General features: G+C 62.4%; 21 protein-coding genes and 1 tRNA gene. 6 read left to right on the forward strand and 16 right to left on the reverse strand.

Going from position 1 to position 20,011, the window contains the following annotated elements:
- Window positions 1–18: 18 nt before the first annotated feature.
- Genes BM173_RS13510 through BM173_RS13520 form a run of 3 tightly spaced genes read right to left on the reverse strand, consistent with a single transcriptional unit; the run spans window position 19 to window position 1,414 of the window.
- Complete coding sequence (locus tag BM173_RS13510; protein ID WP_090482974.1) at window positions 19–330, reverse strand: hypothetical protein; 312 nt, start codon at window positions 328–330, stop codon at window positions 19–21.
- Window positions 323–754, reverse strand: a complete 432-nt coding sequence (locus BM173_RS13515) for a phage holin family protein (protein ID WP_090482977.1) — start codon at window positions 752–754, stop codon at window positions 323–325. Before BM173_RS13515 ends, BM173_RS13510 begins: the two co-directional genes overlap by 8 nt.
- A 21-nt stretch (window positions 755–775) precedes the next feature.
- The gene (locus BM173_RS13520; RefSeq protein WP_143089655.1) at window positions 776–1,414 is read right to left on the reverse strand and encodes a hypothetical protein; all 639 of its coding nucleotides are present in this window, start codon (window positions 1,412–1,414) and stop codon (window positions 776–778) included.
- A 172-nt stretch (window positions 1,415–1,586) separates the two neighbouring features.
- On the opposite strand from BM173_RS13520, the gene eno reads away from it, so the two are divergent.
- From eno to BM173_RS13540, 4 genes are read left to right on the forward strand one after another with little or no spacing between them, the layout of a single operon-like run.
- Window positions 1,587–2,864 (forward strand): phosphopyruvate hydratase, encoded by a 1,278-nt coding sequence (gene eno / locus BM173_RS13525; RefSeq protein WP_090482980.1) that lies wholly within the window; start codon window positions 1,587–1,589, stop codon window positions 2,862–2,864.
- Window positions 2,865–2,908: 44 nt separating this feature from the next.
- Window positions 2,909–3,064, forward strand: coding sequence for a hypothetical protein (locus BM173_RS14635; RefSeq protein WP_177201917.1), 156 nt, complete (start codon window positions 2,909–2,911; stop codon window positions 3,062–3,064).
- A 44-nt stretch (window positions 3,065–3,108) separates the two neighbouring features.
- Window positions 3,109–4,167, forward strand: a complete 1,059-nt coding sequence (locus BM173_RS13535) for a phosphotransferase family protein (RefSeq protein WP_090482984.1) — start codon at window positions 3,109–3,111, stop codon at window positions 4,165–4,167.
- Entirely contained in the window at window positions 4,167–5,258 is a 1,092-nt protein-coding gene (locus tag BM173_RS13540) for an Rv3169 family protein (RefSeq protein ID WP_090482986.1), read from the forward strand. Before BM173_RS13535 ends, BM173_RS13540 begins: the two co-directional genes overlap by 1 nt.
- Here BM173_RS13540 and ribH read toward each other — a convergent pair.
- The 8 genes from ribH to BM173_RS13580 all read right to left on the reverse strand — a co-directional run bounded on the left by ribH (window position 5,255) and on the right by BM173_RS13580 (window position 12,973).
- Window positions 5,255–5,677: a 6,7-dimethyl-8-ribityllumazine synthase gene (ribH, locus tag BM173_RS13545; RefSeq protein WP_090482988.1), complete on the reverse strand. Its 423-nt coding sequence runs from the start codon at window positions 5,675–5,677 to the stop codon at window positions 5,255–5,257. The two genes, BM173_RS13540 and ribH, sit on opposite strands and share 4 nt — an antisense overlap.
- Before the next feature lie 6 nt (window positions 5,678–5,683).
- Entirely contained in the window at window positions 5,684–6,922 is a 1,239-nt protein-coding gene (ribB, locus tag BM173_RS13550; RefSeq protein WP_090482990.1) for a 3,4-dihydroxy-2-butanone-4-phosphate synthase, read from the reverse strand.
- Window positions 6,923–7,031: 109 nt separating this feature from the next.
- Window positions 7,032–7,107 (reverse strand) — tRNA-Lys (locus BM173_RS13555).
- Window positions 7,108–7,214: 107 nt separating this feature from the next.
- Window positions 7,215–8,333: a rod shape-determining protein RodA gene (gene rodA, locus BM173_RS13560; protein WP_090482992.1), complete on the reverse strand. Its 1,119-nt coding sequence runs from the start codon at window positions 8,331–8,333 to the stop codon at window positions 7,215–7,217.
- On the reverse strand, window positions 8,330–10,474 hold the full coding sequence (mrdA, locus tag BM173_RS13565; protein WP_090482994.1) for a penicillin-binding protein 2: 2,145 nt from the start codon (window positions 10,472–10,474) through the stop codon (window positions 8,330–8,332). Before mrdA ends, rodA begins: the two co-directional genes overlap by 4 nt.
- The gene (locus BM173_RS13570; RefSeq protein WP_090482996.1) at window positions 10,474–11,025 is read right to left on the reverse strand and encodes a rod shape-determining protein MreD; all 552 of its coding nucleotides are present in this window, start codon (window positions 11,023–11,025) and stop codon (window positions 10,474–10,476) included. The genes mrdA and BM173_RS13570 overlap by 1 nt, the downstream gene beginning before the upstream one ends.
- Entirely contained in the window at window positions 11,025–11,915 is an 891-nt protein-coding gene (gene mreC, locus BM173_RS13575; protein ID WP_090482998.1) for a rod shape-determining protein MreC, read from the reverse strand. Before mreC ends, BM173_RS13570 begins: the two co-directional genes overlap by 1 nt.
- A 14-nt stretch (window positions 11,916–11,929) precedes the next feature.
- Window positions 11,930–12,973: a rod shape-determining protein gene (locus BM173_RS13580; RefSeq protein WP_090483000.1), complete on the reverse strand. Its 1,044-nt coding sequence runs from the start codon at window positions 12,971–12,973 to the stop codon at window positions 11,930–11,932.
- A 195-nt stretch (window positions 12,974–13,168) separates the two neighbouring features.
- Between BM173_RS13580 and mutL the strand changes: the two genes are divergently transcribed.
- Both mutL and BM173_RS13590 read left to right on the forward strand, forming a co-directional pair.
- Window positions 13,169–14,971, forward strand: a complete 1,803-nt coding sequence (gene mutL / locus BM173_RS13585) for a DNA mismatch repair endonuclease MutL (protein ID WP_090483002.1) — start codon at window positions 13,169–13,171, stop codon at window positions 14,969–14,971.
- Window positions 14,971–15,468 (forward strand): hypothetical protein, encoded by a 498-nt coding sequence (locus BM173_RS13590; RefSeq protein WP_090483003.1) that lies wholly within the window; start codon window positions 14,971–14,973, stop codon window positions 15,466–15,468. The genes mutL and BM173_RS13590 overlap by 1 nt, the downstream gene beginning before the upstream one ends.
- A gap of 1 nt (window position 15,469) precedes the next feature.
- Here the strand turns inward: BM173_RS13590 and BM173_RS13595 are convergent, their stop codons facing one another.
- The 5 genes from BM173_RS13595 to ychF all read right to left on the reverse strand — a co-directional run bounded on the left by BM173_RS13595 (window position 15,470) and on the right by ychF (window position 19,993).
- On the reverse strand, window positions 15,470–15,928 hold the full coding sequence (locus tag BM173_RS13595) for a MaoC family dehydratase (protein ID WP_090483005.1): 459 nt from the start codon (window positions 15,926–15,928) through the stop codon (window positions 15,470–15,472).
- 15 nt (window positions 15,929–15,943) lie between these two features.
- Entirely contained in the window at window positions 15,944–16,684 is a 741-nt protein-coding gene (locus BM173_RS13600; RefSeq protein ID WP_090483007.1) for a MauE/DoxX family redox-associated membrane protein, read from the reverse strand.
- 36 nt (window positions 16,685–16,720) lie between these two features.
- On the reverse strand, window positions 16,721–17,530 hold the full coding sequence (locus BM173_RS13605; protein ID WP_090483009.1) for a DUF1206 domain-containing protein: 810 nt from the start codon (window positions 17,528–17,530) through the stop codon (window positions 16,721–16,723).
- A gap of 65 nt (window positions 17,531–17,595) precedes the next feature.
- The gene (locus BM173_RS13610; RefSeq protein ID WP_090483011.1) at window positions 17,596–18,876 is read right to left on the reverse strand and encodes an alkaline phosphatase family protein; all 1,281 of its coding nucleotides are present in this window, start codon (window positions 18,874–18,876) and stop codon (window positions 17,596–17,598) included.
- 16 nt (window positions 18,877–18,892) lie between these two features.
- Complete coding sequence (gene ychF / locus BM173_RS13615) at window positions 18,893–19,993, reverse strand: redox-regulated ATPase YchF (RefSeq protein WP_090483013.1); 1,101 nt, start codon at window positions 19,991–19,993, stop codon at window positions 18,893–18,895.
- Between the last annotated feature and the right edge of the window lie 18 nt (window positions 19,994–20,011).

Below are 20,011 nucleotides of genomic sequence, written 5' to 3' on the forward strand. Positions count from 1 at the left end.
GGGGGGCGGACGTTCCGCCTACTCGTCGTCCTGCGCAGTCTCTTCGTCGTCTTCTGGCTCTAGGCCGAAGATCGAAAGGATCGGATTGCGCGCAAACCAGACCACGATAGCTGCGAGAAGTGCCGCCAGCGCGCCCTTGTTGTTTTCCGCGACTTCCACCGCTTCTTCGTAAACGTCGACGGCGCCTTCACGAACCCGGTCGAATGCGCGCTCGCCCAGGGATTTGCCGCTGCAGGTCGCCTTCAGGTTTTCGATGTCGGCATCGACCAGTGCTCGTGCGGAGTTCCGCAAGTGGCGGTCGGCCAGCATCTGCGCCTTGCGGTCACTCATTGCCGTCCTCCGAGAACGCGTCCCGAATTTCGTCGATGCGCTTTTTCAGGAGATTGAGAAAAAGAATACCAAGAGCGATGAGGGCAAGGGTCACTATGGCCGTCGCGATCCACGGCCCCACCAGCGGAGCCAAAGCGATCACCAGGCCCACTGTCATCGCGATCAGGGCCAGGTGGAGCACACCAAAGGTGCCGAGCCCGTAAGCTACGACGCCTTTGATCCTGTTTGCTGCAAAGCCTGCACGGCTTTTCTGGTAGGCCATTTCGGCCTCGGCGTAGGTCTTTCCATCGTCTAGAAGGGCGAGGACATCGTCTACAAGGGAAGGGCCGGGTGAATCGGCGCCTTCTTCTTCGGGCTCATACTCGTCCGGCAAATCGACCGGACCTTCATACGGCGCGTTGCCGCGCTCTTCTTCTTCGAGCATTGAGCCCCCCTTGCTCACCTATCAGCGACGGAAAATGCGCGAGAGCACGAAGCCCGCGGCAGCCGCAATACCGATCGCGAGGCCGGGGCTCTTGCGGACGAATTCGCGGCCGTCTTCGACGAGATCGTCGACGTTCTTTTCGTCGAGCTTGCCGGCGTAATCTTCAAGCGCGGTCGAGGCCGAACGGGCATATTCGCCATACTTGGCGCCAAGTTTTTCATCGACCTGATAGGCGTTGTCGCTGATCGTGCGGCTGAGGGCGCGCAGACCTTCGCTGGTTTTCACCTTGCCTTCGGTGGCGAGTTCCTTGCCCTTCACGCGTGCTTCCGCGCCATAGGCCTTTGCTTCACCGACCCAGTCTTCACGCTTGCCAGCTGCCTGGCCGCGCACTGCCGTGGCGCGTTCCTTGCCTTCGGCACGAAGCGCGGCTGCACCGGCCTTTGCTTCTTCGAGCGCGGCGTTGAAGCGGCTCTTGGCTTCTGCGCGATGCGGATTGGTGGTTTCGGTGGTGTTGCTGGTTGCTGTGTTGGTCACTGGAGCTTTCTCCTTGGCTGCACCCTTTTTCGCCACGGTTTTCTTGGGCGCGTTGCGGGTGGTGGATTTCTTGGGGGCGGTAGTGGCTCGCTTCTTCGAGCCAGTAGATGTGTTTTCTTCGGCCATAGCCTCGTCCTTCCCGTCAATTCGTATTCATCCGGGACTACAGACGAGGCCCGGTATTCCTTTTTGCAACGTCGCTTGCGCCGACATGTTCCGGCGAATAGAGCGCTGCTCGTACACCGATCTAGTGGTGTCCTATACCATTACAACACCCCGCCGAGGAGTTTGTTCCGAAATGACCGCCATCATCGACATCCACGCCCGCGAGATTCTTGACAGCCGTGGCAACCCCACGGTCGAGGTGGATGTGCTGCTCGAAGACGGCAGTTTCGGCCGCGCGGCCGTGCCTTCGGGCGCATCGACCGGCGCCCACGAAGCGGTCGAACTGCGCGATGGCGACAAGGACCGTTACCTCGGCAAGGGTGTGCTCAAGGCCGTGGACGCCACCAATGGCGAGATCAGCGACCTGCTGATCGGCAATTTCGATGCCGAGGACCAGCGCGACATCGACCTCGCCATGATCGCGCTGGACGATACGCCCAACAAGGGGCGCCTCGGCGCGAATGCCATCCTCGGCACCAGCATGGCGGTGGCCAAGGCAGCCGCCAATGCGCGCGGCTTGCCGCTTTATTCCTACATCGGCGGTGTTTCGGCCCATGTGCTGCCCGTGCCGATGATGAACATCATCAATGGCGGTGAGCACGCCGACAACCCGATCGACATCCAGGAATTCATGGTCATGCCGGTCGGCGCCGACAGCCTTGCCGAAGCAGTGCGTTGGGGCGCGGAGATCTTCCATACGCTGAAGAAGAACCTGTCGCAGAAGGGTCTCGCGACGGCAGTTGGCGACGAGGGCGGCTTCGCGCCCGATCTCGCGAGCACGCGCGATGCGCTCGATTTTATCATGGGGTCGATCCAGCAGGCCGGCTTCACGCCCGGTGACGATGTGGTCCTGGCGCTCGACTGTGCTTCGACCGAATTCTTCAAGGACGGCAAATACATGATCTCGGGCGAGAACCTCGCGCTGTCGGGTGACGAAATGGCCGAGTATCTCGCTAAGCTGTGTGCCGACTATCCGATCCGCTCGATCGAGGACGGAATGGGCGAAGACGACTTTGCAGGCTGGAAGGCCCTGACCGACCTCGTCGGCAACAAGGTGCAGCTGGTCGGCGACGATCTTTTCGTGACCAACCCCCAGCGCCTGACCGATGGCATCGAGCAGGGCCTCGCCAATTCGCTGCTGGTCAAGGTCAACCAGATCGGCACGCTTTCCGAAACGCTCGATGCAGTCAGCATCGCCAATCGCGCGGGCTATACTGCGGTCATGTCGCACCGTTCGGGCGAGACGGAAGACGCGACCATCGCGGACCTGGCGGTCGCCACCAACTGCGGACAGATCAAGACCGGCTCGCTGGCCCGTTCGGACAGGCTTGCCAAGTACAACCAGCTCATCCGGATCGAGGAAGAGCTGGGCGACAGCGCAGTCTACGCCGGGCGCTCCTGCTTCGGCTGAGACCCAAGCCTGCGCTCCCTGGCGCTGCGCAGCTCTTCGATAGCGTGATCGAGTCGGAGAGCCGCGCCGCGCACCTCCAATGCGTCGAGCTGGATCAAGCAGTGTTCAAGCTGGTCTATGATCGCGGCGAGCCGGGCGTCGTGTGTCGTGTCGTGCATTTCGGTGGACGGGAATGCACGATGCAGATTGCCATGCGGTGATGGTCTGGCTAGCCTTTCCTACCTAGGGAGAGGGCAGTTTTCGCATGGACCATATTCCGGGTCACCCGGACGACATTACTGCGGCCTGGCTCAGTGAGTTGCTCGGGGCGGAAGTAACCGACCTTAACTGGACACCGATCGGCACCGGACAAGTCGGCGACAGCGTCCGGATTGAGCTGCAAGGGCCGGAAGTCGGCAAGCGCGTTCCTGCGACACTTGCCGCCAAGTTTCCTGCAGCGGACGACACCAGCCGCGCCACAGCTGCGTTGTTCGGGCTCTATCGTAAGGAAGTCCATTTCTATCGCGAAGCGGCACCCCAGCTGGATGTCAGGGTGCCCAAAGTCCATTTCGCAGATGTTTGTGACAACGGGCAAAAGTTTTGCCTTGTGTTCGAAGATCTTGGACCGGCCCGGCAGGGCGACCAGATCCGGGGATGCTCGCTTGACGATGCGAGGGCGGCGATCAGGCAGGCGGCTGCCATTCACGCGCCCAGCTGGGGCAACAAGGACCTGCTTTCCGCCGAATGGATCCAGCCCGCACCCGATCTGGGAGAAAAGATCGCGGCGATGTACCCGCAGGCGCAAGCGGTGTTTCGCGAACGATACGCCTCTCAGATCGAGCCGGAATACATGGCGGTCTGCGACGAACTGGCAGAGCTGACGTCGCAATATCACCAGAGGAATGGCGATCCCCACTGCCTGGTGCATGGGGATTTCCGGCTCGATAACATGCTGTTCGATATCCACGGCGGAGCGGAGCCGATTGCAATCCTTGACTGGCAGACCGTCACGATCGGCAAGGCTATGACGGACATCGGGTATTTCATGGGCTGCGGCATCGGCGACCTCGGCCTCGAGCACGAGGACGAGCTGCTCGATCTCTACCTCTACGACATGAAGACCCGTGGCGTCGATCTGAGCCGCGCCGACATTGCCACCGATTTTCGCACAGGGATCCTCCACGGAGTTTCCACCGCAGTCTTCAGCGCGGCATTCGTCGAGCGGACCGAACGGGGCGACGCCAATTTCCTGTCGATGGCGCGCGGCGCTTGCGCCATGGCCCTGCGGCATGACAGCATAGGCGCCCTGAAGGAGGAAAGCTGATGGTTTTATCGCGTGGTGACGACTATCCGATCCATCAGACCGCCGAACCGGTCGCCTATTCCGGCACCGACCGCAATTTCTACGACCGCTATTTCTTCAACGGCTATGCCCCCGATGGCAGCGGCTTCTTCGCGCTGGCATTCGGTGTCTATCCGCAACTCGATATCGTCGACGCGCATTTCAGTTTCGTCAGGGAAGACACCCAGCACTGCATCCACGCTTCGGCCGAAATGGGCATGGAGCGGATGGACTTGCGTTGCGGGCCAATATCCATCGAAATCGTAGAGCCGTTGCACGCGCTAAAAATCACCGTCGAAGAGACCGACGGCATCGCCGCCGAGTTCGTCTTTACCGGCCGGGCATTCCCCATTGAAGAGCCGCGCTTCACCCACCGGCTCGGCCCGCGTGCTTTCATGGACTACACGCGCATGACGCAGAACGGCCACCTGACGGGATGGATTTCGCTCGACGGAGAGCGTCATTCGCTTGCGCAGGGAACTGCGGGAACGCGTGACCGCAGTTGGGGTATCCGTCCGATCGGGGCCAAGGACCCCCAGCCGATCCCCGGACACCAGCTGCCCGGATTCTTCTGGCAATGGACGCCGATCAATTTCGAAGACGGCAGCCTGTTCTTCCACGTGAACAATGACGAACATGGCGAGGCGTGGAACACTCGCGCAGCGTGGGCACAGGACGGGGCCGATGCGCGCGATATTGGGGAGGGGGTGGGGAGCATGCGCACCCGCCTCGCGCCGGACACGCGCTGGCCCTCGGGAGGCACGCTATCGCTGGCTGTGAAGGGCGCGCCGGAGCAGGTTACGTTCGAACCGCTGGGGCGCTTCCAGATGCGCGGGATCGGCTATACGCACCCCGAATGGAGCCACGGCATGCACCATGGCCCCTTGCGCGTATCGCGCGAGGATATCGACCTAGCCGAGCTCGACCCGCTCAAGCCTGAAAACGTGCACGTCCAGATACCTGTCAGGGTCACGGGAAGCGACGGAAGGAGCGGGATCGGCGTGTTCGAGCAGCTGATAATGGGACCTTTTGCCCCGCTCGGATTGACCGGGATGCTCGACGGGGCTGCTTAACCGGCGAACCGGCCCTGCAATTCGAGCAGGGCGATCGCGGCCTTTGCCGCCTCGCCGCCCTTGTCCTTGCGGTTTGCATCGGCCCGCGCGAGCGCCTGTTCCTCATTCTCGACCGTGATGATGCCATTGCCGATGGCGATCCCGTCCATGGTGAGCGCCATGATGCCGCGCGCACTTTCGCCGGCAACGATCTCGAAGTGATAAGTCTCACCGCGAATGACCACGCCGATGGCTACGAAGCCGTCGTAGCGTCCGCTGTCGGCAGCCATGGAAATCGCGCCGGGAATTTCCAGAGCGCCGGGGACGGTCAGCACTTCGACCGAATGGCCCGCAGCTTCGAGCGCCGCAGTCGCGCCTGCAACCAGCATGTCATTCAGATGGTCGTAGAAACGCGCTTCGACGATAAGGAAATTGGCCATCTGTGCTTACTCCGGAATGGGACGGTGATCGACGATGTTGAGGCCATAGCCTTCGATCGCGACGACATTGGGTTGTGAATTGCTGAGCAGGATCATGTCCTCGACACCCAGGTCGGCGAGGATTTGCGACCCGATACCGACATTGCGCTGGGCTTCGTTTTCGCCGTAGCCGCTTGCGGGCCTGCCGGTAATGATGACGATGATGCCCGAACCGTGCTCGCCGACCGCCTGCATGGCCCGCTGCAAGGTTCGTTTACGCGGACCCGGCTTGCCCAGCACATCGTCGAAGATCGAGATGGGGTGGACGCGGGTGAGAGTGGCTTCGCCTTCCTTCACGTCGCCCTTTTGCAGGACATAGGATTCGCTGCCGTCGACCGTGTTGCGATAGGTCAGCATTTTCCAGTCGCCGCCATAGTCGGATTCGAAGGTGTCCTCGGCGATCCGCTCGACCAGATGGTCGTGACGCATGCGGTATTCGATCAAGTCGCGGATAGTGCCGATCTTCATGTCGTGCTTACGCGCGAAGGTCACCAGGTCGTCTAGCCGCGACATGGTGCCATCATCGTTCATGATCTCGCAGATCACGCCCGAGGGGTTGAGGCCGGCGAGGCGGGAGATGTCCACGGCCGCTTCCGTGTGACCGGCGCGAACCAGCACCCCGCCATCACGTGCAGTGAGCGGGAAGACGTGACCCGGGGTGACGATATCGTCCGGGCCCTTGGTGGCGTCGATGGCAACCGAAACCGTCCGCGAGCGGTCGGCCGCGCTGATGCCGGTGGTGACGCCGGTCTTGGCTTCGATCGAGGTGGTGAAGGCCGTCTGCATGCTCTCGCGGTTGTCGCGGCTCATGGGTTCGAGGCCGAGTTCCTCCACGCGCTTGCGATCCAGCGAAAGGCAGATGAGGCCACGACCGTGGGTGGCCATGAAGTTGATGGCATTGGGCGTCGCCATCTGGGCGGGAATGATGAGATCGCCTTCGTTCTCGCGATCTTCGTCATCGACCAGGATGAACATCCGGCCGTTGCGTGCTTCGTCGATGATCTCTTCCGCCCCGACGATGACAGGGGTCTCGTCGTTCGCCTCGAGGAATGCCTCCAGCTTCGCCAGGGTGTCGGCAGTGGGATTCCAGCTGTCTTCGGTACAATCACGCAAGGTATTGGCGTGCAAACCGGCGGCGCGGGCCAGACCGGCGCGGGTCATCAGGCCTTGGGATACGAGGGTGCGGACTTTCTCGATAGTGTTCATGTCGCCCGCCTAATCACATTCAAATGTGCTGTCAAATGTGCGGCGCACACGTGAATGGTCTGCGCGGGCAAGCGCGATGACTAATTCGCTATGTCGAAGGGGTGGGAAATGGTGGACGCACTAGGGCTCGAACCTAGGACCCGCTGATTAAGAGTCAGCTGCTCTACCAACTGAGCTATGCGTCCACTTTCACGGTCTGACCGCGCTCCGGCCCGGTGGTGCGGGCGGCCCCCGACTCGGGGGAGGCGCTCATATAGCGGCTGTCGTTCGGAATAAAAGACCTAAATCGCAATCAGGCCATCAACCCGCGTTTCGGCGCGTTCAGGTTCCACCGGTGAACCATCATGAGGATGCCGATACAGATCATGTTCGTCATCATGGAACTGCCGCCATGACTGACGAAGGGAAGGGGGATCCCGACGACCGGGGCAAGTCCCATGACCATCATCAGGTTGATCGCGACGTAGAAGAAAATCGTCGCAGTCATGCCCGCGGCCAGCAGCTTGCCAAAGCGGTCCGCACTGTTGCGCGCGACCTTGAAGCCCCAGCCCAGGATAATCGCAAAGGCGCCGATGACGAACAGGCCGCCAGCAAAGCCCCATTCCTCGGCCATCGTTGCGAAGACGAAGTCGGTGTGCGGTTCCGGCAGGTAGTTGAGGTGGCTTTGAGAGCCCTCGTTGAAACCCTTGCCGAACAGGCCGCCGGATCCGATCGCGATCTTCGACTGGGTAATCTGGTAGCCCTCGCCAAGAGGGTCGCTTTCGGGGTCGAGGAATGTCGTTACGCGATCCTGCTGGTAGGGCTTTAGCGCAAAGAAAAAGGCAAGGGGGATCGCTGCAAGCCCGGCCGCGCCAGCCATAATGAACCACCTGAGCGGCAAGCCGGCAAACAGCATCACGAGGCCCCCGCCAAAAGCAATGGCGAGCGATGTGCCGAGATCGGGCTGCAAGAGGACGAAAGCCATCGGCAAGGCGATGATGGCACCTGCCGGAATGAGCGCGCGCCAGGTCGGGATCATCCCGACAGGCAGGCTTTCGTAGAACCGGGCGAGGGCCACGACGACTGCCGGCTTCATCAGTTCGGAGGGCTGGATGCGTATGGGTCCGACTTCGAGCCAGCGTTGGCTACCTCCGCCCAGCGTACCCATGATCTCCACGGCCATGAGCAACAACAGGACGACGACATATCCCGGATAGGCAAAGAACTTCACCAGGTCCTTGGAAAACCGCGAGATGACAATAGCCGCTACGAAGAAAATCCCGAACCTGACGAGATGGGATTCGGCATAGCGCGAAAAATCGCCAGCCGCCGCCGAGGTTAGCACCAGGGCGCCGAAGGCGATCAGGCCGAACAGCGGGAAAAGCATCTGCCAGGGCTGGCGCGCTACCGGTGCTGGGACGATGCCGCTCATTCCGGTACAGCACCGCTGGCAGGGGTGGCGGTTGCAGAAGGAGTTGGCGCAGGCGCAGGAGCGGCCTGCGGAGGCGGCGAGGCGTCACGCACCTCTTGCGCAGTGCGCGTGTCCACGCGGGGCTGGATTGCCTCTTCGGCGAGCTGTTCGGGCTGGCGCGCAGCAACACGCGCTTCCGCTTCGACCTGGTCGAAAATGTCTTCGTCGCGTGCGGGGACGGGCGGCACGGCTTCCCCGTTGGCAGCTGCATAGGCGCGATATTTGCGATCGAGCCGCTCCTGCGCGGTGCCGCCCCATTGCTCCTCCAACGCGCGGAGCGCCTCCATTCCCTTCGCGGGATCGAACAGGAAGGTCATGACATCGCGCGCGATCGGGTAGGCGGCGCCCGAACCTCCGCCATGTTCAATCACGACCGCACCCGCATATTTCGGTTTGTCGAAGGGTGCGAAGAACACGAACAGGCCGTGGTCGCGGTATTTCCAGGGCCCGCTCTTCCCGTCGGACACGCTGAGGGAGACAACCTGCGCCGTACCGGTCTTGCCGGCCATCAGGATGTCGTCGAACGGCAAGCGCGCGCGGCCCGCCGTACCTGGGCCATTGACCGTATCGCTCATCGCCTGGCGAACGTAGTCGATTTCCGCCGGGGTGAAGGCGAAGTGTTCGAACTTCGGCTTGTCATCCGTCAGCCTGAGGCGCGGCAGGACACGGTCGCCGGTTGCAAGGCGCGCCGCCATCACCGCCAGCTGCAGCGGATTGGTGAGATAGTAGCCCTGTCCGATGGAGGAGTTCACCGTATCGAACGGCTGCCATTCGCGCTCGAACTTGCGCTCTTTCCAGGCGGGCGACGGGACGGTGCCGTAGAACTGGCTCGTCACCGGGAGGTCGAACTCCTCGCCGAGACCCATCTTTTTCGCCCATTCCGCGACTTTCGCGAAACCGACCTGCTGGGCGAAGTGGTAGAAATAGCTGTCGCAGCTCTGGTAGATCGCCTTGGCCATGTCGACCCGGCCGTGATTGCTCCAGCAGTTAAAGAAACGGTTGCCGATACGCCGTCCGCCATTGCACATGATGGCTTCTTCCGGCTTCACGCCCGCGTCGAGAAACGCCATGCAATGCATTGGTTTCACAGTGGAACCCGGCGGGTAAAGGCCCTTGAGAACCTTGTTGCGCAAGGGAACCCGTTCGTCATCGCGAAGCATGGAATACTCGACGCGGCCGATCCCTGCCGAAAAGCTGTTAGGATCGAAACTGGGCATGGATGCCATGCACAGGAGATCGCCGGTCTCACAGTCCATGACCACGCAGGAACCGCTTTCCAGCCCGATGCGACGGGCGGCGTAATCCTGCAAGGGACCGTCGATGGTCAGGCGGACCGGATCGCCCTGGATATCTTCGCGCGTTTCGAGGTCGCGCACGATTCTGCCAGAGGCGGTAACTTCGACACGGCGCGCCCCTGGTTCGCCTCTCAGATCCTGCTCGAACTGCTTTTCAAGCGCATCCTTGCCGATCTTGTAGCCGGGAGTGATCAGGATGGGATCGGGATTTTCTTCGTATTCCTCCGCAGAGGCAGGCCCCACGTAACCGATGAGATGCCCTACGCTGGGGCCGGTCGGGTAAAAGCGCGAGAAACCCCGCTGCGGAACGACGCCCGGCAAATCGGGAAGGCGCACGCTGATGGCCGCGAACTGATCGTAGTCGAGACCGGTCGCGACCTCGATCGGTTGGAAGCCGCGTGCATCGTCAATCCGCTTGGTGATATCGGCAATCGTGGTCGCCTCGAGATCGAGGATTTTAGCGAGTTCCTCGATGGTCTTTTCCGGATCGTTCATCCGGTCCGGGATCACATCGACGCGGAAATCCGCACGGTTAGATGCCAGCGGGGCGCCATTGCGATCGAGAATCCAGCCCCTGCGCGGCGGGATCAGCGACAGGTTTACGCGGTTGCTTTCGGATTCGAGGACCCAGCGCTCGTTCTCCGCGATGGCGATATAGGCCATGCGCGCCGCCAGGATCGTGCCGAGGCCACCCATTCCGGCAGCGATCACGAACGTGCGCCGGTCGAACGCGTTTTCGAGAGTGGTCTGGCTGACCAGATCCTTCGTGCGACGGCTGATACCGCTGCGGCGGGAGAAAATGCCCATCAGACCCGCTTCCAGCGCATCAGCCGCAGCCTGTCGAAACGGGCCACGATACGCGCGACAATAGGGAACATCAGGACGGACATCAGCAACTGCGGGATCAGGGCAACAAGAGCCGGCAAGGTCGGGGTTGCACCGCTCAGGAGCCAGCCGGCGAGGAGGTACACGACGACCAGTAAACCGGCCGTGAACCAGTCCTGCCAGAACGCTCTCCAGGGAAGGCGGAGCTCGACGAACTCGATCACGAGCATGGTCATCGACCACAGCAGGATTGCGAAGCCGAATGGCTGGCCGCTGAAGAGATCATCGAACAGGCCGAGAGGAAAGCCGGCCCACACCGGCAGGAGGCCCGGCCGGACAAGACGCCAAGCCAACAGGGTCAGGAATCCGAGCGGTGGGACCATCGGAAGGGCGGCCGCAAGCGCAAAGACAGGCAGCAGCGAACCCAGCAGGATCGAAAGCCACGGGATCACATTGGCGAGCAGGGGGGAATGCGAGCGATTTATGCGGCTGCCATAGGCATCGCTACGGGCGCGCGGCTCCATCCGCTCCATCAGTCGGTCAACTCCTCTTCGACCGGAGTCGTCGCGCCGCTGGCTGCGTCGGGTTCGAAGATCGGTTCGATGGCAACGAAATCCGTTGCCGCGGGATCGCTGACGATGCGGGCGACCCCGCCATCATCGGTCAGTTCGGTCACGATAGCGACAGCGATGCCGGGAGGATAATAGCCGCCAGCGCCGGAGGTGACGAACAGATCGCCCACTGCGAGAGGATTGATGCCGAGGTTGATGAGCTTGATCCGCAAAAGGCTGTCACCGCGACCTTCTGCAAAGGCGACGACCTCGTCCCCTGCGCGGCGCACAGGCAGTACGCTTTCGCTGTCTGTCAGCAGGAGCACGCGGGAGGAATCGCTGCCGGTCTCGAGGATGCGTCCGACCACACCGCGCGGGGAACGGACGGGCATGCCCACCGCAACGCCGTCATCCTCGCCAGCGCCCACATAGGCGAAGCGGCGAGTGCTCGAAGCAGTCGAGCCGATCAGGCGCGCGACTGCCACGGGCGTGCGTTCCTGGTCCTGCAGGTCGAGCAAGCCTTTCAGGCGTACGTTTTCCTGACGAACCGCTTCCGCTTCTTCCAGCCGGATGCGGGCCAGTTCCATCTCGCGCTTGAGCTCTGCGTTCTTGGACCCGGCACGGTAGTACCCGCTGATGGAATCCCACAGCGACTTGCTGCTCGTCCGGACGGTTGCCGCGGTTTCGGTGGCCGGGCTGACCGCATCCTGCGCCGCCGAGCGCGGTCCGCCGAAAAAGCTGGGCTGGAAGAACGACAGGCCAAGCAGGACGGCGCCGATGAGGGCGCCGATCCCGGCGATAATGTAGCCGGTGAAGAGATTGTACTGCGCCCGCCGCGAATAGCTCGAGCGCCGTGTGCCGCTCGGCGCCATATCCTAAGCCTTCCTCAAGCCGTCATCAGGACGCCGCGATAGATCGGGTCCTCCATTGCGCGGCCTGTGCCGATGGCTACGCAGGACAGCGGATCTTCGGCGATGGTTACGGGCAGGCCGGTTTCGTCGCGAAGGTATTCGTCGAGGCCCTGGATCAGCGCGCCGCCACCGGTCAGGACGATGCCCTGGTCGACGATGTCCGCCGCCAGTTCGGGCGCAGTATTCTCGAGCGCGATACGCACGCCTTCGACGATGGCTCCGATGGGTTCGTTGAGCGCTTCTGCAATGTGGCCCTGGTTGATCGTGATTTCCTTCGGCACGCCGTTCACGAGGTCGCGGCCCTTGATCGTGATCTGTTCGCCGATGCCGTCTTCGGGGGCGCGGGCGATGCCGTAATCCTTCTTGATACGCTCTGCTGTGGAGTCGCCGATCAGCAGGTTGTGGTGTCGTCGGACGTAGGACACGATGGCTTCGTCCATCTTGTCGCCGCCGGTGCGGACCGAGGTGGTGTAAGCAAGGCCGCGCAGCGAGAGGACCGCGACTTCCGTCGTACCGCCGCCGATATCGACGACCATGCTACCGACCGGTTCTGTGACCGGCATATCGGCACCGATGGCGGCCGCCATCGGTTCAAGGATGAGGTATACCTGCGATGCGCCGGCATTCGACGCCGCATCGCGGATCGCGCGGCGTTCGACGCTGGTCGAGCCCGAGGGAACGCAGATGGTGATTTCCGGATAGCGCATCAGGCTCTTACGGCCGTTCACCTTGCGGATGAAGTGCTTGATCATTTCCTCGGCAACGTCGAGGTCGGCGATCACGCCGTCGCGCAGCGGGCGGATGGCTTCGATGGAATCGGGCGTCTTGCCCATCATCATCTTCGCGTCGTCGCCAACGGCCTTCACGCGCTTCATGCCGTTGATGGTTTCCAGCGCGACCACGCTCGGCTCGTTCAGGACGATGCCCTGATCCTGGACGTAGACCAGCGTATTGGCGGTGCCGAGGTCGATCGCCATGTTCTGCACGCCGAATTTGAAGATGTTGTTCCAGAAGCCCATTTTGACGCGATTTTCCGTTAGAATTTGAAGAGGCGAGGGGCGGTCGGGGCCGCTCGCACCTGTTCCGGGGGGAAATGGTGCGGGGTCCTTAGCGATATTACGCTCCGAATGCCAAAAATTTCCGAGCCTTTGGCGTGGATTACCCACACGTGCCGTCTCGGATTTCCGGCGATTCGTCGCTAGGTTGGGATTTCCATGCCAACAATCCGCCGCCTGCCCGACAATCTGGTCAATCGCATCGCCGCTGGCGAGGTGGTCGAACGACCTTCTTCCGCCCTCAAGGAACTGGTCGAAAATGCCATCGACGCAGGGGCGACGCGGATCGCGGTCAAGCTGGTCGAGGGCGGTTTGACCAGCCTCGAAGTAACGGACGACGGTTGTGGCATGACGCCCGACGAAATGGCGCTCGCGCTGGAGCGTCACGCGACGTCCAAATTGCCCGACGAGGCGATCGAGCAGGTCGCCACTCTCGGCTTTCGCGGAGAGGCCTTGCCGAGTATCGCCAGCGTTGCGCGCTTCAGCCTCGAAAGCCGCCCATCGGGTGCGGAGCAGGGCTGGAAGCGCGTAGTGGACCATGGAGCAGTCGTTTCCGAAGGGCCAGCCGCGCTACCGCCCGGCACCCGCGTCAGGGTCGAGAACCTGTTTGCGAAAATTCCGGCACGGCGAAAATTCCTGCGCACCCCGCGCAGCGAATACGCGGCCTGTCTCGACGTCGTGCGCCGCCTTGCCATGGCGCGCCCCGACGTAGCGATTACGCTCGATCACGGCGACCGTCGTATCCTCGGATTGCAAGGGGGTGAGGGGCTGGCCAACCGCGTGGCGCAGGTGATCGCGCGCGAATTGAAAGACAATGGCGTCGCCATCGACCTCGACCGGGGGACGATGCGCCTCACCGGCATCGCGGGCCTGCCGACCTACAACCGTGGCATCGCGGACCACCAGTACCTCTTCGTGAACGGCAGGCCGGTGAAGGACCGATTGCTGACGGGCGCGGTACGCGGTGCCTATGCCGACATGCTTGCGCGCGATCGTCATGCCGTCCTCGCGCTGTTCCTCGATCTCCCGGCAGAGGATGTCGACGTGAACGTCCACCCGGCCAAGACAGAGGTGCGTTTCCGCGATGCCCAGGCAGTGCGCGGCTTCATCGTCTCCGGCCTGCGCCAGGCACTGGCCACGGGCGACAAACGCAGCGCGCAATCGCCCGATGCGGGCGCAATGTCGCGTTGGCAGCAGGAGCCGGTACGCGATGAGCCGTCGCCCGCGCTGCGCTCCATCTTCGAAGGACGCGACTGGTCGGCACCGCAATCGCGCGTTTCCGAAGCGAACGCTGCATGGCGCGGCGCCGAGGCGGATATCATGGCGGCACCGCGAGGCAGGGCCGAGGAAGCGGCACCGGTCAGCGCTCAGGAGCAGGATTTCCCGCTCGGCATCGCGCGCGGACAGGTGGCCAACACGTACATCGTGGCGGAGGCGAAGGACGGCCTCGTCCTCGTCGACCAGCACGCTGCGCATGAAAGGCTGGTGCTTGAACGGCTCAAGGCCGCCGGGGCTGAAGAGGCCGTCGCGCGCAGCCAGGCGCTGCTCATTCCCGAAGTGGTCGAACTGGACGAAGTGTCCTGTGACCGCCTTGAAAGCGCAGCCGATGCGCTGGCATCCCACGGCCTCACCATCGAACGGTTCGGGCCGTCTGCAATGCTGGTCCGCAGCCTGCCGCACGCCATCGCCCGCACCGATCCGGAAAAGCTCCTGCGCGATATCGACGACGATCTGGCGCTGAACGGTGAAGCGCTGCTGCTTGGCGAGAAACTCGACCTCGTGCTGGCGACGATGGCGTGTCACGGGTCTGTCAGGGCAGGGCGCACGCTGCGGGTGGACGAGATGAACTCGCTCCTGCGCGAAATGGAACGCACACCGCGTTCGGGACAATGCAACCATGGACGCCCCACGTGGGTTAAGCTTTCCATGGAAGACGTCGAGAAATTGTTCGGGAGGCATTGATGCGCTGGATTATCGCGATTGCGCCGCTGGCGCTTGCAGCCTGCGGCCCGACGCCGGAAGAAAAGGCGGCGGCTGATGCCCGCGCCGTTGCGGAGGTGGAGGCGAACCAGGCGCCCCCGCCTGAAGAGCTCGCGCCTGGCGTGATCACCTTCGCAGATGTCGAAAACGCCGACATGTTCGGTGCAGGGTGCAATGTCCTGCCGAATTCGGGCAGCGCGGGCGGGATTGCCATTGCCGTGGCCCAGTCCGACGCCGGTTACTTCAAACGGGAGAACGAAATCATCCGCATGGCCGCGGATGCCGGTAGCAGGGAGCTGCCTTATCTCGCCCGCGAGAAATACAGCGGGTTGGCCTATTCCATGCGGCTCGAAATCGACGAGGACGCTGGTAAGCAGTCGGGTGACGAGACGATCGACTACCCGTCCGTACTTACCATCAGGGATGCGCAGGACCGCGTGGTCTATCGCGAGAGCGGCACAACGCAGTGTGGGGCGTGATCTAGTCCGATCCGCCGGGTTCGCGGGTCGCGATCAGGGCGTTGGACACCATCTCCAGCACCATGTCGCCATCCTGGTTGAAGGTGCGAATGCGGCTTTTGAAGATGCCCATCTCGGGACGTGAGGCACTGCGGCGTTTCTCGATAATCTCGGTCTCGCAGCGCAAGGTGTCGCCCGGATAAACCGGCTTCTTCCAGCGCAGCTGGTCGACGCCCGGAGAGCCGAGACCGGCCGATTTCTCGGTCTTCATGTTCTCGACCATCATGGCCATCGTCATGCTGCAGGTGTGCCAGCCGCTGGCCGAAAGTCGCCCGAAATGCGTTGCCGCGGCCGCATCGTCATCGAGATGGAACGGCTGCGGATCGTACTTACGGGCAAAGTCCATGACCTCTTCGCGCGTGACTTCGTAGTGGCCGAATTCGCGGCGGTCGCCGACCTGGATGTCTTCGTAGAATTTCATGCCGCAATCTCTGGATCACAGGGCGGGGCGAAGCAACATCCAAATGCCCATGCCCATCATGGCGAGGTTTTCGGTGAGCGAAACGAAGCCGAGAGGTACGTTACCGCTGCCGCCGACGCAGGCGCATTTGATCTCGCGCTTCTGGATGTAAACCGCGTAAAATACGCTCACTGCACCGACCGTGCCGATGAACAGGGCGATCGGGACAGAAAGTGCCGGGAGAAGTCGCCCGGCCATGAGGATGGCGGTCAGCGCTTCCAGAAATGGATAGGCATAGGCGTAGGGCACCCAGCGCCGCCCGAGCAGGTCGTAACCGACGAACATGCTCGAAAACTGTTCGACATCCTGCAGCTTGAGCATGGCCAGCATCGCCATCGAGAATGCGACGAACCATTCGGCACCGCGCACGGTGATGGGCGATCCGTAGACAAACATGCTGAGCGCGAGGGCGAGGCCCGCAGCGACTGCGAAGACCGCAATCACGGGCTGGTAGCTCGTCTCGCCCTTGTCCTTGACCTTGCGATTGAAGAAGCGGCGCAGATCCTCGTGACCGCCTATCCGTTTTCCATCGATGAAGGTCTGCGGGGTAGTCTGGACCCCGTGCTCCGCCTTGAACGCGTCGGTCTCTTCGCGAGTGGTGAGGTGGTGGTCCTCCACCTCATACCCTTCGCTTTCGAGCAGGTATTTCGACTTGATGCCGTAGGGACAGACATGCTTGTCCATCACCATCCGATAAAGTTTTGCCGTCTTCGTCATGGCTGGCAAATATACCCCATAGGGGTATGTTTCAAGTCACGCCCGGAACTTCGGCACCCCTGCGCTGGAATCGAGTTCCGGGATGATGCGATAGCGGGCAAGGATCAGGCTGAAGAGCCCGAACAGCATCAGGCCGATCGCGGTGAGGGTGAAGACGAAACCTTCGCCGGCAAGGCTGGCCACCGCGTCGCCGAGCGTCTTGATCTGCTCTGCACCGCCCGACATGAAGCCGGCCTGGATCAGCGACCAGCCGATCACAAGATAGACGACCGCACGGGCAAGGAAGCCTGCTCCGCCGAGCCAGCGCGTGGCATCGGGGGCCTGCGCGCTGATACGGTTCATGAAGCTGCCGGTGAGACCCTTCTTCGCTTGGTGCACCGCTGCGATAAAGAGTGCGATGCCAAGTGCGCCGAGCACGAAACCGCCGAGTTCGAAGGACAGCACGCCCGAGGCGGCTTCCTGCGCTCCGCCACTGCCGGATCCACCGCCCGAGCCTTCGCTACTGGCGAACTTGTAGGCCGAGTACGCCAGCGCAAGGTGGGCCACGCCGCTGCCGGCATGACCGATACGCTTGCCCCAGCCCTTGGCGTCCGAGCCATTGTTCTCGATATCGAAGAACAGCGAGCAGAAGCGGAATAGGGCGTAGGCGATCAGGCCGATGACCATGATCCAGAGGATAACGGTCCCGGCGGGATATTCCTCGATCGCGCGGAAAATGCCGTTCGTGCCTTCCGCGATCTTGCTGGAGCTCGTGAGAGCGATCAGTCCCAGGACAAAATACAGGATTGCGCGGCTGAAATAGCCGACACGCACCAACCAGTTGAATTTCTCGGACTTGTCTACCACGCGCAAAGCTCCCTGTGTTTTGCATGCCTAACGGCAGGAGGGGGCGATGCGTTCCGTAGCTGCGCTTATTTAGCTTGCGGCAGAACCGGCAGGAACGGCTCCAGCGTACCATCCGCGCGATCGGCCTGCGGTAGTCCGACCAGATGGCGCAGCAGCGGCGCGATACCGGTGTTCTGGAAGCTGGCGAGTTCGCGGCCCGCGGGGAAGGAGGGGCCATTGGCGATAAACAGCGCAGCCATTTCCGGCGCGTACATGTCGAAACCGTGATTCCCGCCTGTCCAAGCATTGTTCGGGCGCGAGCGAGTGATGGTCCATCCCGTGTCCGGCAGGCAGAAGATCGGCGGAATGCGGCCGTGCGTTCCGTACTGGTACTTTGCCGGGATCGCGCTCTTCTCCCAGCATTCCATGTTGGCGTGATCGGTATCTACCAGCGCCTTCACCAGCGCTTTTTCATTGCCTTCGGTCGGTTCGAAAGTCGCGTATGCGCCTGCTTCGACGAGGCGATAGAGGCTTTCGTCGAGTACCTCGTCGAGCGCGATGACGCGCTCGGAACTGGTCGCCGCCATGCCGTGATCCGAAACGATGACGAGATCGGCCGGCTGTCCGAGCTTGCGCAATTCGGCCGTCAGCCGGGCGACGTGACTGTCCACGTCGCGCAGCGCCGCGTTCACTTCTTCGCTGTCGGGGCCGCCATCATGTCCGGCGGTGTCGACCGTATCGAAATAGAGTGTCACGAACTCGGGGCGGATATCGGCAGGACGCCTCGCCCAGTCAAGCACCGCGTTCACGCGCTGGGTGTTCGAGATCTGCATCGAGAATTGCTGCCAGTCGCTCGGCAGGACGCCGTCGGAGACCGGACCCCATCCTTGTGCCGTACCGCCCCATGGAACGGCAGAGCCGGGCCAGAACATGGCCGCGCTGCGAATGCCTGCTTCTTCCGCCTCGACCCAGACCGGCTTGGCTTCGTTCCACCAATAGGGATCGACCGTCGCCATGGTGAAGGGCTCTTCGGGTCGACCCTGGTCTTCCATCCGGTTGGCCGTGATCCCGTGATGGTCGGGAACGAGGCCGGTCACCAGCGTCCAGTGGTTCGGGAAAGTCTTGGTCGGGAAGGACGGACGCATCGAAGCGGTGACACCGCCCGCTGCGAGCGTGGACAGGGTGGGGGTCAGTCCTCGGTCCAGATAGTCGGGATGGAACCCGTCGATCGAGACGAGGATCGTCATGCGCTCGCGCTGCTCCGCAACAGCCGCCGGAGCGGACGCTATAGTTTCGACCTGCTGTGCGCAGCCTGCCGCGAGCGGGAGGATGGCAAGAGCGAGGGCGGTCGTGAGCGAGCGCTTCATTGCGGGTACTCCGGTATCAGACGTTGAACTTGAACAGCATGACATCGCCGTCCTGGACGAGGTATTCCTTGCCTTCCTGGCGCAGCTTGCCGGCCTCGCGGGCACCGCTTTCGCCATTGAGCGCGACGTAATCGTCATAGGCAATGGTTTCGGCGCGGATGAAGCCCTTCTCGAAATCGGTATGGATTTCGCCCGCAGCCTGCGGGGCCTTGGCTCCTTCGGGAAAGGTCCAGGCGCGTGCTTCCTTGGGGCCAGCGGTGAAGAAGGTGTTGAGACCGAGAAGGCGGTATCCGGCACGGATCACGCGGCTTAGCCCGCTTTCCTCAAGACCCAGTTCGGCGAGGTATTCTGCGCGATCTTCGGGGTCCATCGCCACCAGTTCGCTTTCGATGGCGGCGGAAACCACCACGGCCTGCGCGCCTTCCGCTTCGGCCTTGGCGAATACCAGCGCGGACAGATCGTTGCCCTTGGCGGCGTCCTCTTCACCGACATTGCAGACATAGAGGACGGGCTTTGCAGTCAGGAGCTGCGCCTGCTCGAAGACGCGGGCTTCTTCCTCGTCCTTGGGTTCGGTCAGGCGTGCAGGCTTGCCATCGCGCAGAAGGGCAAGGGCCTGGCCGAGGACGCTGGCGATCAGCTTGGCTTCCTTATCGCCTGCGGTCGCGCGCTTTTCCGCATTGGGGACGCGCTTTTCGAGGCTTTCGAGATCGGCCAGCATGAGCTCGGTTTCAACCACTTCGGCGTCGGCGATCGGATCGACCTTGTTGGCGACGTGCTGGATGTCGTCATCTTCGAAACAGCGCAGGACGTGCACGACCGCATCGACTTCGCGGATGTTGCCGAGGAACTGGTTGCCCAGACCTTCGCCCTTGCTGGCGCCCTTCACGAGACCGGCGATATCCACGAACGCCAACTGCGTCGGGATGATCTTGGCCGAACCGGCGATGGCGGCGATCTTGTCGAGCCGCTCGTCAGGGACTGCGACCTGGCCGACATTCGGTTCGATCGTGCAGAACGGATAGTTCGCAGCCTGTGCAGCCTGCGTTTCAGTCAGTGCATTGAAAAGGGTAGACTTGCCGACATTGGGCAGCCCGACGATCCCGCAACGGAAACCCATCGAAAACTCCGGAAATAG

The sequence above is a fragment of the Qipengyuania nanhaisediminis genome (assembly GCF_900115585.1).
GTDB classification, from domain to species: domain Bacteria; phylum Pseudomonadota; class Alphaproteobacteria; order Sphingomonadales; family Sphingomonadaceae; genus Qipengyuania; species Qipengyuania nanhaisediminis.